The 13,441-nt window shown below is 45.5% G+C and carries 9 protein-coding genes; 7 read left to right on the forward strand and 2 right to left on the reverse strand.

Annotation, left to right across the window (positions count from 1 at the left end; genetic code table 11):
• Nucleotides 1-32 precede the first annotated feature (32 nt).
• The 5 genes from NST34_RS04900 (at nucleotide 33) to NST34_RS04920 (ending at nucleotide 10,037) form a co-directional block, all read left to right on the forward strand.
• Entirely contained in the window at nucleotides 33-608 is a 576-nt protein-coding gene (locus NST34_RS04900) for a TetR/AcrR family transcriptional regulator (RefSeq protein WP_179085738.1), read from the forward strand.
• A gap of 203 nt (nucleotides 609-811) precedes the next feature.
• Nucleotides 812-3,166, forward strand: a complete 2,355-nt coding sequence (locus NST34_RS04905; RefSeq protein ID WP_042185237.1) for a YhgE/Pip domain-containing protein — start codon at nucleotides 812-814, stop codon at nucleotides 3,164-3,166.
• A gap of 365 nt (nucleotides 3,167-3,531) precedes the next feature.
• Nucleotides 3,532-8,127: a glutamate synthase large subunit gene (gltB, locus tag NST34_RS04910; RefSeq protein WP_341127287.1), complete on the forward strand. Its 4,596-nt coding sequence runs from the start codon at nucleotides 3,532-3,534 to the stop codon at nucleotides 8,125-8,127.
• 217 nt (nucleotides 8,128-8,344) lie between these two features.
• Nucleotides 8,345-9,256 carry an ABC transporter ATP-binding protein gene (locus tag NST34_RS04915; protein ID WP_256716276.1) on the forward strand — a complete coding sequence of 304 codons (912 nt, stop codon included), beginning with the start codon at nucleotides 8,345-8,347 and terminating at the stop codon, nucleotides 9,254-9,256.
• Nucleotides 9,249-10,037 carry an ABC transporter permease gene (locus NST34_RS04920; protein WP_076299156.1) on the forward strand — a complete coding sequence of 263 codons (789 nt, stop codon included), beginning with the start codon at nucleotides 9,249-9,251 and terminating at the stop codon, nucleotides 10,035-10,037. The genes NST34_RS04915 and NST34_RS04920 overlap by 8 nt, the downstream gene beginning before the upstream one ends.
• Before the next feature lie 8 nt (nucleotides 10,038-10,045).
• On the opposite strand, the gene NST34_RS04925 is transcribed toward NST34_RS04920, so the two are convergent.
• A complete protein-coding gene (locus tag NST34_RS04925; protein ID WP_076283918.1) occupies nucleotides 10,046-10,495 on the reverse strand; it encodes a bactofilin family protein in 450 nt (149 codons plus the stop codon).
• 40 nt (nucleotides 10,496-10,535) lie between these two features.
• On the reverse strand, nucleotides 10,536-11,654 hold the full coding sequence (locus tag NST34_RS04930; protein WP_256716271.1) for a peptidoglycan DD-metalloendopeptidase family protein: 1,119 nt from the start codon (nucleotides 11,652-11,654) through the stop codon (nucleotides 10,536-10,538).
• Between NST34_RS04930 and NST34_RS04935 the strand changes: the two genes are divergently transcribed.
• A complete protein-coding gene (locus tag NST34_RS04935; protein ID WP_341127288.1) occupies nucleotides 11,655-11,777 on the forward strand; it encodes a hypothetical protein in 123 nt (40 codons plus the stop codon). It begins immediately after the preceding gene.
• An 85-nt stretch (nucleotides 11,778-11,862) separates the two neighbouring features.
• Complete coding sequence (cls, locus tag NST34_RS04940) at nucleotides 11,863-13,293, forward strand: cardiolipin synthase (RefSeq protein WP_339800823.1); 1,431 nt, start codon at nucleotides 11,863-11,865, stop codon at nucleotides 13,291-13,293.
• Nucleotides 13,294-13,441: the final 148 nt, after the last annotated feature.

A 13,441-nucleotide genomic window follows, 5' to 3' on the forward strand; every position in this document is an offset into this window, starting at 1 on the left:
TGATATTTTCTGGAGAAAGGAAGTGGGCACAGGTGGCAGTGGTGGATCGAAGACAGCAGGTGCTTCAGGCCGCAGCAAAATCATTTTCATTATTCGGATATAAGGCGACTACCATGGATCAGGTTGCTAAGATCGCAAATGTCGGGAAAGGAACCATCTACACCTTTTTTACAAACAAAGAGCAATTGTTTGATGAGATCCTGCGCGATATGATGGTAGAAATGAAGATGATTGCTGATCGCGAGATCAGGCGAGACAGACCTTTCTTTGATAACCTGCATCGTGTGCTGGATGCCCTGCTGGAATTTCGAAGTGAGCAGGAGCTATTCATCAAGCTTTCCCAGGAGAGTCGCGAATTCGGAACGCCGCAGGCAGGAGAAGGGCTCGAGAAGATCGAGAACTTAGTTTTAGAATATTTAGAACGGGAGGTGCAACAAGCCCTTGAAAAGGGAGAAATCAAACCTTGCGATCCTAAAATCGTATCTGTAGTCATGTTCAGGCTATATATTGTATTGACTGCTGAACTGAATAAAACACATACTCCCTTGGACAAGGAACAGATCAAGATGTACTTTCATTTGTTTCTCGCCGAAGGACTGGCACAGTAAGCGTTGATTCAGGATAGGGATGGCGTGATTAGATTGCTTTCCCTTAACAATTTCCAAGCTGTTTTAGGCATTGAAGAAGAGCCGAAAGGCGTTTTTTTATCCCCTAAATTGACCGAATGGGGAAAACGGTCACCTAGTGTTACGTAATATTTCGCAAACAAAGCATTTTAAAGAGAGCATAAGCTCATAAGGAGAGAACCAGAATGAAATCATTATCCGTATTTACCAAGGATCTTGGCGCAGCACTGAGAAATCCAAAGGTGCTGATTCCGATGATTGCCATCCTATTTATTCCGGTGATGTATAGCGGATTCTTCCTAAAGGCATTCTGGGATCCGTATGGCAAGATGAATGAGTTACCGGTTGCTGTGGTCAACCAAGACGTCGGTGCTAATTATGAAGGAAAACAACTTCAGGCCGGAGATGATCTGGTTGAGGAGCTTAAGGTAACCGATGGCTTTCAATGGAACTTTGTTTCACTAGAAGAAGCGCAAGCAGGAATGAAGGACAATACCTATTATATGGCGATTATTGTTCCAGAAGACTTCTCTGCTAAAGCAACAACGCTTTTGGATGATGAACCACAACCGGCAAAAATTATTTATGAGCCAAATGAAGGCTACAACTTCCTGGCCGGACAGATCGGTGGAACGGCTGTATCAGAAATTAAATCTAAAGTATCCGCTAAGGTAACAGAGGCTTATGTGGAGTCTGTATTCAATCAGATTACAGAAGTTTCTGATGGATTGGGCGAGGCGGGAGATGGAGCTTCCAAGATCGCAGATGGCGCTGGTAAGCTAGATGACGGAGCCTTGAAGCTGAAAGATAATCTTCTTGTACTGACAGATGGTACAGGTAAACTTCAAAATGGTGTAGAACCACTTACTAAAGGTGTGTCTGATTTAAATTCAGGTGCTACTGCAATTCAAACGGGTTCTAGCACTTTGGCAGGCGGTTTGCAACAATTGTCGGCTGCTCATACACAGCTTCAAGATGGCGTTGCACAAAGCGCTGCCGGCAGTAAACAGCTTAGTGACGGCTTGAAGCAAGCTGTAACAGGTGCCACACAGCTTCAAGCAGGTACGAAGTCTGCTGTAGATGGTACTACTAAATTACAAGCAGGAACACAATCTTTAGTTGACGGCAGCGCGAAGCTGGAAGCAGGTTTAACCTCTTCCGTGGATGGCAGCGCGAAGCTAGAGGCAGGCTTGCAGGCTTCCGCAGAAGGTAGCACAAAGGTTACTGAGGGCGCTAAAGCGGTCGCTCAAGGCTTGCAGCAATTGGCACAGGCTAGTCCTGAGTTGGCACAGAATCCGGCCGTACAGAAGCTCCTAGCAGCTAGTGCAGCTGTTGCACAAGGTAGTGAGCAACTGCAACAAAGTCAAGAGCAGCTGGCACAGGGTGCTACTGCACTCCACAGTGGGCAAGAGCAACTGGCACAAGGTGCAACTCAACTGCACTCAGGTTCACAGCAGGTAGCTGCTGGTGTAACTCAGTTGCATGATGGAGCGCAACAATTAAATGCTGGTAGCACACAGCTTTTGACAGGACAGCAAAAACTGGCACAAGGCGCATCTGCACTTGTAACAGGTGGCAATAAGCTGAATGCAGGGATGCAACAATTTGGTGCGAAGCTTAAAGAAGCTGCAGCTGGAGGCAGCAAGCTGGCTGAAGGCGGTAAAGCGCTTGGCGATGGTACCTCAAAACTGCTAAGTGGTGTAGGCGAACTAGGTTCCGGTATCAGTGCTGTAGCAGATGGTTCGAAAAAACTGGCTGACGGTGCAGGCGAGCTGAAAGATGGTATGGATGATCTGAAATCTGGATCAACAGAACTGGCAACTAAGCTTAGCGATGCTGCTGAAAAAACAGGCAGCGTGAATAAGTCAGATAAAATGATGGAAATGTTCGCACAACCGGTTGTGATTGAGGATCAAGTTGTAAATCATGTACCGAACTACGGCACAGGGTTTGCTCCTTACTTCTTATCTCTTGGTTTGTTCGTAGGTGCACTGATTTCTACAATTGTTATTCCAATGCGTGAATCAGCTGTAATAGGCGCAAGCCGTATGAATCGTTTTATCAGCCGTACGCTTACGTTCTCAATCATGAGCTTTATCCAGTCTATGCTGGCTGCTGTGGTTGTATTGTACGGACTTGGACTAGAAGTACAAAGTGTACCGCTATTCTTCCTATTTACATTCTTGACTAGTCTAGTTTACACATGGGTAGTTCAATCCATTGTTACTTGGTTGGATCAACCGGGACGTTTTGTTGTTATCGTTATTCTTATTTTCCAATTAACAACTAGTGCCGGAACATTCCCACTTGAATTGATCCCGAACTGGATGAAATTCTTTAACCCACTGCTTCCTATGACTTACACAGTTAGTGGTCTTAAATCAGTAATTTCTACAGGGGACTTCAGTGCAATGTGGAGTGACGTAGGTGTGCTTGCAATCTTCGGTCTTGGGTTCCTTGCTCTTACTTTCGCTTACTTCATGACCCGCAGTCGGGACAATGAAGCTGGAATGAACAGTGAACAAGCTATGACTGTATAATTTGAAAAAAAGTAATTAAAAAGCGTCTCCTCCGGGAGGCGCTTTTTTTTTGAGTTTAAATCATAGAACCCTTTTTCTTGCAAACATTCAAGGGTGATGAAAATTCTTGAAACGCTTTCATTGCATAAGTTCTTATGCGTCATTTATGCATAATTATACATAGATGAGTTTTTTTAAACTTTTGTCCACTAAAGCTGTGTCGCAAAAAGAAATGTTAATCAGCATCATAAAAAAGTTTAAATTGCGCTGTTGTCACCCCGGTGATAAAATAATAGCACTAATCTGGCTTGAATAATTATTAAAATTTTAATCTGAAAAATTTTCCAAAGATTACGCCATACTTTATAATAGAAAGGTTGCGTTCGATGAGACACACTGAACTGCCCGGAAAACAGGGCCTGTATGATCCCCAGTTCGAAAAAGATGCTTGCGGCATGGGATTTGTAGCCCATATTAAAGGCAAACCGTCCCATGATATTGTTAGTAACGCTTTAACAATGCTCTTTAATATGGAGCATCGTGGCGGACAAGGTAGCGAACCCAACTCTGGTGACGGAGCAGGTATCATGCTTCAAATTCCGCACCGTTTCTTTGCTAGTGAAGCCCAGAAGCTTGGCTTTGCTTTGCCGGAACAAGGCCATTATGGCGTAGGTATGATTTTTCTATCTCATAACGAGAAAGTTCGGGCTCAACATGAGGCTCTCTTAAGCAAAATTATTGCTGAAGAAGGTCAGGAAGTACTCGGCTATCGTGATGTACCTACCTATGATGAAATGCTTGGCAAAACTGCGAAGGCTGCAAAGCCTTTTGTGCGCCAAGTGTTTATCGGTCGCTCGGCCTCGGTTACGAACGAATTGTCTTTTGAGCGTAAGCTTTATGTCATCCGCAAACGTGCAGAGCTTGCGATTCGCTACGGTGGTGTAGAAGAGGCTGAAGCCTTCTATATCCCAAGCTTGTCATGTCGTAAGATCGTGTACAAAGGCATGCTGACTACAGAACAAGTCGGACAATTCTACCTGGATTTGCAGAACGAAGAGCTGGAATCAGCAATCGCGTTAGTTCACTCCCGTTTCAGTACGAATACCTTCCCAAGCTGGGAACGTGCGCATCCCTACCGCTTTATGATCCACAATGGTGAGATCAATACCTTGCGCGGAAATGTGAACTGGATGCATGCCCGCCAGTCGCTGTTCAAGAGTGAAGTGTTCGGCGAAGATCTGAGCAAGATCAAACCTGTTATAAACCCGGATGGATCGGACACAGCAATGTTCGATAATACCTTTGAGTTTCTTTATTTGAGCGGACGCTCCTTGACACAAGTAGCCATGATGATGGTTCCTGAACCATGGAGTAATCATGACAGTATGGACGCCGACAAGAAAGCTTTTTACGAATACCACAGCACTTTGATGGAGCCATGGGACGGACCTGCTGCAATGGGCTTTACAGATGGTGTGCAAATCGGCGCTATTCTGGACCGTAATGGCTTGCGACCTGCTCGTTATTATGTAACAAAGGACGACATGATTATTCTATCCTCCGAAGCGGGTGTACTGGACATTCCAGCAGAGGACATCTTATATAAAGACCGCCTGAAGCCTGGACGCATGCTGCTCGTGGATACGAAGGAAGGCCGTATTATCTCCGATGAGGAAGTCAAATCGGCTATCGCCACTGAGAAGCCTTACCGCCAGTGGCTGGATGAGCATTTGATTAGTCTCGAAGAGCTTCCAGATGCGCCTGAGCTACCAAATCCTAAGCATGACAATGTTCAGCAGCTGCAGCAAGCGTTCGGCTATACTTTTGAGGACTTGCGCAAGGTGCTTGAACCAATGGCATCTACTGGCGCTGAAGCTGTAGGTTCCATGGGTTATGATGCGCCGCTCGCTGTGCTTTCAGACCGTCCGCAGCGTCTATTTAATTATTTCAAACAAATGTTTGCTCAGGTAACGAATCCACCAATCGATGCTATTCGCGAAGAGCTGGTTACCTCTACTACGACTACAATTGGACCAGAGCGTAACTTGCTTAAACCAGAACCAGAAAGCTGTCGCCAAATCTCGCTGCACACACCGATTCTTTCGAATGAAGATTTTGCTAAAATTCGTCATGTTCGTCGTGCAGGCTTCAAGTCGATGTCTATTCCGATTCTTTTCCCGGCTGAGCTCGGAGCAGAAGGAATGCGTATCGCGCTTGACCGTATGAACGAGGCTGCTGATCGCGTTATGGCTAAAGGTCATAACATTCTGATTCTGACGGACCGCGGTGTGGACCGTGAGAATGCTGCGATTCCTGCTCTACTTGCGGTATCGAGCTTGCATCACCATCTGATCCGGCAAGGCACACGGACAAAAGTTAGTATTTTGCTTGAATCCGGTGAACCTCGTGAAGTCCATCATTATGCACTTCTGCTTGGTTATGGTGTGAGTGCAGTCAATCCGTATCTGGCCTTTGAAAGCTTGGATGATATGATCGGCCAAGGCTTACTGCGGGGAATCTCGCATGAGAAGGCTGTGAAGAACTATATTAAAGCTGCGACTAAGAGCGTAGTTAAGATTCTTTCCAAAATGGGGATTTCGACTATTCAATCCTACCGGGGCGCGCAGATCTTTGAAGCTGTGGGTCTGAACTCGGAATTCGTGGATCGTTACTTTACTTGGACACCTTCCCGCATTGGCGGTATTGGTCTGGAGGAAGTAGCAACCGAGGCACTTATCCATCATAACCGTGCTTTCACGGAAAAAGACGGAAATGATAAAGTGCTTGATTCCGGTGGTGATTATCAATGGCGAAACGATGGGGAAGATCATTTGTTCAACCCACAGACCATTCATCTGCTTCAGCACTCCGTGCGTAGTGGAGATTATAAGATGTACAAGAAATATGCTGCACTTGTTCAAGGTGAAAGTGAGAAGCATCTGACGATTCGTTCCTTATTACAGTTCAAGTCAGCTTATGAACCGATTCCATTAGAAGAAGTAGAGCCAGTGGAGTCCATTATGAAACGGTTCAAGACGGGTGCGATGTCCTTTGGTTCCATTAGTAAGGAAGCGCATGAGACCCTCGCTATTGCAATGAACCGGATCGGTGGTAAGAGTAATACTGGTGAGGGTGGAGAAGATCCAGCCCGCTATATCCCGGACAGCAACGGCGATTCCCGTCGCAGTGCGATTAAACAAGTAGCTTCCGGACGTTTTGGAGTTACATCTAACTACCTTGTTAACGCTGATGAGATCCAGATTAAGATGGCTCAGGGTGCTAAACCAGGGGAAGGCGGACAGCTTCCAGGACGTAAAGTTTATCCATGGGTGGCTGAAGTGCGCGGTTCAACAGCTGGTGTGGGCTTGATTTCACCTCCGCCGCATCATGATATTTATTCGATTGAGGATTTGGCAGAGCTGATCTACGATCTGAAGAATGCCAATCCACGTGCAAACATTAATGTTAAGCTCGTCTCTGAAGTCGGAGTAGGTACGATTGCTGCTGGCGTAGCCAAAGGGCGCGCTGATATTATCCTGGTAAGTGGCTATGACGGGGGGACAGGTGCATCTCCGATGAACTCCATTCGTCATGCAGGTCTTCCATGGGAACTTGGCTTGGCCGAAACGCATCAGACGTTGATGCTGAACAATCTGCGTGACCGCGTTGTACTGGAAACAGACGGAAAAATGCTTAGCGGACGCGATCTAGCCGTAGCTGTATTACTGGGTGCTGAAGAGTATGGTTTCGCTACTGCTCCGTTAGTAGCTGTGGGTTGTATCATGATGCGTGTCTGCCAAATGGATACTTGTCCGGTTGGTGTAGCGACACAAAATCCAGATCTTCGTAAGAACTTTACGGGTGATCCACAGCATGTAGTTAACTTTATGACCTTTGTGGCACAGGATTTACGCGAAATTATGGCGAGTCTTGGCTTCCGTACGATTCAAGAGATGGTTGGCCGTACAGATTGCTTAGAAGCTGCTCAAGCTTCGCAGCATTGGAAGAAGAAGGGCGTAGATTTGAGTAGTCTGCTGCATGTACCGGAAATGCCAGAGGGAAGCACACGCTTCTGCAGTAAACGTCAGAATCATGGTCTGGAAGAGACGCTTGATGTCTCTAAACTGCTGGATCTGGCTGCACCTGCACTGGAATCTGGAACGGCTGTAGAAGCATCGTTACCGATTACGAACGTTAATCGTGCCGTTGGAACCATCCTTGGTAGCGAGCTGACACGTAAATACGGGGCAGCCGGCTTGCCTGATGATACAATTCGTCTTCATTTCACCGGTTCTGCTGGTCAAAGCTTGGGTGCATTCGTGCCTAAGGGGATCACACTTACGGTGGAAGGCGATTCCAATGACTACGTTGGTAAGGGATTGTCGGGTGGTAAGATTATTATCAAACCATCTCCAAAAGCTACCTTTGCAGCTGAGGACAATATCATTATCGGAAATACTGCTTTCTACGGAGCAACAGCTGGAGAAGCTTATATCAACGGTATCGCCGGTGAACGCTTTGCCGTTCGTAATTCTGGAGCGAAGGTTGTTGTAGAAGGTGTGGGTGACCACGGTTGTGAATACATGACTGGAGGCCGTGTGGTTGTTCTTGGTGAAACAGGCCGTAACTTTGCGGCAGGGATGTCAGGTGGTATCGCTTATGTTTACGATCCAGAGAGATCCTTCATCGGCCGCTGCAATCTCGAGATGGTACTTCTCGAGAGAGTGGAAGAGCCAGAAGAGATCGAAGAGCTGCGCGAGCTGATTAGCCGTCATGTAGAGCTTACAGGCAGTAAGGCGGGAGCACGGGTATTGGATCAGTGGGCAGATAGCTTGCCGAAGTTTGTTCGTGTCATTCCGAAGGATTACAAACGGATGATGGAGCAGATTCGCAAAGTGGAGCAAACCGGATTGACCGGCGAGGCTGCTTTGATGGCTGCATTTGAAGCGAATATGCGCGAGCTTGCACGTGTAGGTGGCTAAATACCTGCATTCTGAAAAAACAGGTAATATTGAATGAAGTGATATAAGGGACTTGGACTCTTTCGTTTGCGGGAGGCCAGGTCCCTTTTTGTTCAAATCGAATCGAATCCTCGGTCTAAACAACGTTAGACTGTTTCTTTTTTGTAATTTTCTGAAAAAAACGGTATGGTAAACTTGTTTGTAAATGAAAGGGAGTGATACTGTGTCAAATACAGAAATACTGTCTGAACCTGTTGCCCGTCTGCAGGGAGTTACCAAGAAAATAGGCTCTAAGACGCTGGTGAGCGATTTAACGCTGGATATCCCACCGGGTCAAATATTCGGGTTTTTGGGACCAAACGGAGCAGGGAAGACGACAACAATACGAATGATGGTGGGATTAATTTCCATTAGCAGTGGGGACGTCCTGATTAGTGGTCATAGTATTAAAAATAATTATAAAGAGGCTATTGCAAGTGTTGGGGCTATTGTTGAGAATCCTGAAATGTACAAGTTTCTGTCCGGGTATCAGAATCTTAGACAATTTGCACGGATGGTACCGGGAGTCAATAAGCAACGGATTGATGAGGTTGTGGAGCTGGTCGGGCTTGGTCAAAGAATTCATGACAAAGTGAAGACTTATTCCCTAGGTATGCGTCAGAGACTTGGAGTAGCTCAGGCGCTACTAAACCGACCAAAGCTACTGGTTCTTGATGAGCCAACCAATGGGCTTGATCCACAAGGCATACGTGAGCTTCGTGACTATCTGCGCCTACTCTGTCGTGAAGAAGGAACAACCGTATTTGTCTCCAGCCATTTACTTTCCGAAATGGAGCTCATGTGTGACAGTGTAGCCATTATTCAGAATGGGCAACTGCTTGAGGTAAAACAGCTAAAAGAGGTAGGCAATGTTACAATGCCTATCGGAGAAACCTTGTTTGAGGTTGACGATGCCGAAGCTGCACTTGCTCTCATTGGACAAGGAACATTAAAGAGCGGTGGGCTTGTAGTTGAGGCGGCACGTGAAGAAATTGCTGAGTTTAATGCCAGACTAGTGGCTGGTGGGATTAAAGTGTACAGTATCAAATCACTTGCCCGTACGCTAGAGGATCAATTCTTAGAGGTTACAGGAGGTGAAGGAATTGAGTAATTTTACAGCGTTGATACATAATGAGAACATCAAGATATATAGTCGTGCTCGCACATGGATTATGCTGATTATTCTAGCAGTGTTTAGTGCGTTTCTTCCGGCTCTTATGTATTTCACAACGGATAACCCTGCATCACGCTTAGGCGTTTGGGACAGCTTCCAAATGATAGTGAGTGTTGTATTCTTCCTGAATACGATCTTCGTTGTTGTTATAGCTGCTGACTCCGTAGCGGGCGAATTTACCTGGGGAACCATCAAAATGCTGCTGATTCGCCCGTGGAGCCGTTCCCAGATCTTGCTCTCGAAATACATTAGCATTGTGTTGTTTAGCTTGCTTTGTACTGCAGTATTGATTGTTTTTGGTTTAGCTTCATCGTTTATTTTCGCCTCTCCAACTGGAGACACACTGTCTTCCATTACAGCTTGGAGTCCTGCTGAGTATTCCTTTATAGATCTCCTATGCCGCTATGTCACTCTTTTCTTGACGGTTACGCTTGCTTTTATGATCTCTTCCGTATTCCGTGCAAGTGGATTGGCGATAGGGTTATCTATGTTTATCATGTTTGCCCAAGGTATTTTCGCTGCTTTGCTTAATCCGGATGTGTTCGAATGGGCCAGATATTTAATTTTCACTCATATGGATCTAAGGCTCTACATGGGATCTGATATTGGTCCAGGTGGTGCTACACTAGGCTTCTCCATTGCTGTGCTGGCAGTGTATTATGTTATATTCTTAGCAGTTTCCTGGTTTGTCTTCCGTAAACGGGACGTTGCTGGATAAAAATAGGATTAACCGGCTTCAAGCGTTTCTTCTGCTTTGGAGGAACGTTTTGCTGTCTTGTCCTTTTTCGTATTACTTTTGAGCTCACCTGCTTGTTCAGAGGTGGGCTGTTCTTGCATGGCGATGGACCCATTAAGCAGGCTGCCTTCCATAATACTGAGTGCTCCTGCAGAAATATTACCGTGCAGCTCGCCAGTACCAGTCATAATGAGCCTACGGTCTGCGGTAACATCTCCATATACTTTACCAGCGATAACGATCTCTTCTGCTCTAATACTGGAGCGCACCGTGCCTTCCTCACCTACAGTGACTACACCACTGCATATAATTTCTCCGCTAAAGGTACCTTCAATCCTCAGGTTCGTATCGCAATGTACTTTACCCTCGAGCGTACCCCCATGCCCAATCAGAGAGTCAGTAGACTTGATAGAGGCACGCTGCTGCCGCTTATTCCACATGTATAAATTCCTCCTATTTCATATATTTTTACATTAACGTTTAGGGTTTAACATAATCCAATGGATCCACAGTTTTATTCTGCTTTACTACCTGGAAATGAAGATGAGGTCCTGTGCTTCGACCAGTGTTTCCAAGCAAACCGATCTTCTGCCCCTTATTAACCATGTCTCCCGCAGATACATTCATTGCCTGCAGATGCATATACCAGGTTTCAAGCCCGTTCGAATGCTTGATCACGACATACTTGCCTCTCGCACCCATCTGCTCGGAGGTAACGACCTCCCCGTCTAAGGCGGCATATACAGGATCGCCTAAGTTCCCGGCAATATCGACACCTGAATGGAACGCGGATAAGCCTTTGAAAGGATCTGTTCGGTAGCCGAAGCTTGAGGAGATGACCCTAGAATCTGTAGGCCAGAGTACCGCTGCATTTAGTCTGGCTTTTTCAGCTTGAGCTTTTTTTGCCTGTTGATTTGCTTGAACGTTATTCGCATGCTCCGCCAGAGTGATAGTTTGAGTAATACTTTCCACCATTTCATCGAGCATACCGTGGATCTCTTCGAAATCGTCTTTTGTTTCCTCCACTAGATTCAGCGATTCGTTCTGATAAGACGCGATATATTCTCCGCCTACCTGTGATGTGATTGTAGCTTTAAAAGATGTCTCATTTGGGATTGGCACAGCGTTACGGCTCGATAAGCCTAAGGTTGAGTTTGAAGCGGTTGATCCCGTTTTTGATTCTTTTGTTTCAGCGGCGGAGCCTTTGCTTTTGTTAATCAAAGACTGCAACTCCTGTTCCAGCGCATTTACACTCTTCAGCTTGTCTTTAATATTATCTGCCTCTTCTGATAGCTCGCTGACTTGAGTACGAAGCTGCATTAGATCCTTATCCTTGTCAGCGACCTTCATTTCCATGCGGAGATTGGTTAGTGATAGTGCGGCTGCCTCAGCTTCCAGTTGTGAGATCGACTGCGAGGCATGGAAATGCATAGAGGTGACCAGACTGGAGAGGGACAGGGCTGCTGCTGCCGGCAGGGCGAACGCAAGTGGCTTGGAGATCTGGAGTTGTTTGACTGGGCGTCCGGCATCCCTTACGACGAGCAGCGTAATCCGGTTATGATCTGGCTGACTCTTCATGGCTTCTCCTTTCTGCGGCATATGGCAGCCGCCTTACGATACACGAAGCTAACGACCTTACTTGCATTAGGCTCATCCCGAATTGTCTTACTACTCTATGTATTCCATATCTTTCAGGAACATGACAACGGTTTGTTTGAATAAAGAAAGAGAGTTACGGCAAAACCAGTAATAGAATCGTCGCAGCGAGTCTATTGGTAACTGTTTTATTAATGAAGGGGGTAGGGAATTGAAGATTTTTGCGATAATTCTAAGTCTTTTTATTATTCAGGTCGCAGTAATTGTATTTATGGAGTTTCGTCGCCCGCAAAGGGCTTTGGCGTGGTTGTTCATTTCATTCTGTTGTCCGCCGCTGGGTCTGGCATTCTATTATTTTCTGGGCCGTGATTATAGACAGAATCGAAAATTAAACAAAAGATGTACTACACTATTTCGTGAAATTCGTTCGCATGTCTCTGGCAATATTAAGGTAGTAAAGGATGTTACTGAGAGTGGGAACGCTCAGTTTGAGAATAATAAGGGTCTATTGGGTTTGCTTTCTAAGATCGCAGAAGGACCAATTACTGGTCATAACAAGAGCAGGGTATTATCATCTGCGAGAGAAGCGTATGATGCTATGCTGGAAGCTATGGAAGAAGCGAAAGAACATATACATATGGAATTTTATATTTATCGTGATGATGAGATCGGTGAGCAATTTCAAGATGTTATGATTCGGAAGGCGCGACAGGGCGTTAAGGTACGCTTGCTTTGTGATGGTCTGGGCAGTCATAAATTAAGTCGTAGGTTTATTCGAACGATGAGAAATGCTGGGGTGGAGTTCCACTTTTTTTTACCTCCGATTAGTTCTCTGTTAGACCGTCGTTTTAATTTCCGTAATCATCGGAAGATCCTGGTGGTAGATGGCCTCGTTGGCTTCACGGGTGGAATGAATATAGGGGATGATTATTTGGGGAAGGATCTCAAAATGGGATACTGGCGTGATACCCATCTGCGTCTCGAAGGAGACTCAGTATATTATATTCAGTATGTCTTCTTAAAGGATTGGAGATTGGCCTCTGGCGAAAGCACAAGCCATCCGCGTCTGTTCCCAAAACATAATTGTGAGTCACAAGAAGCCGTGCAGATTGTAGGGAGTGGTCCGGATGCTGCAATGGACGCCTCTCAAGAGATGTATTTTGCCGCCTTATGTGCAGCTAAACAGCGGATTTGGATTACTTCACCGTATTTTATTCCTGATCCTGCCATCTGCCGGGCCTTGAAAAGTGCAGTACTTCGTGGAGTGGATGTAAGAATTATCATTCCGGCGAAGCCTGATAATGTGCTTGTCTATCATGCTTCTTTGTCTTATTTAGAAAATTTACAAGACGCTGGAGTTAAATTCTACCGCTATACTAAAGGATTTATGCATGCCAAAATCATGATTATCGATAATCTGCTCGCTACAGTGGGGAGTGCAAATCTGGATATGCGCAGCTTTTATTCTAACTTTGAATTGACTGCTGTGCTGCTACATCCTGATGCTATATCCCCTCTAGTCACAGGGTTTGAGAAGGATCAAAAGCACAGTGAATTTATTGATCCTGTAAAGTTTAAGGAGAGAGGGAGAATTGTCAAACTCGGTGAAGGGCTGTGTCAGTTGTTATCTCCGCTATTATGAGCGGAAAGAGGACTAAATCTGAATTTTTCGAAGGATATAACGTGTTCCATTCATTATTAGGGCTTATTTTGTGATATAATAATTGTATAAGAAGAAATGTAAGAAAGTATAGATTATAATTATACTTCCGAATGTTTCAACACTATAC

The organism is Paenibacillus sp. FSL H7-0714 (assembly GCF_038003765.1).
Classification (GTDB): Bacteria; Bacillota; Bacilli; order Paenibacillales; family Paenibacillaceae; genus Paenibacillus_AQ.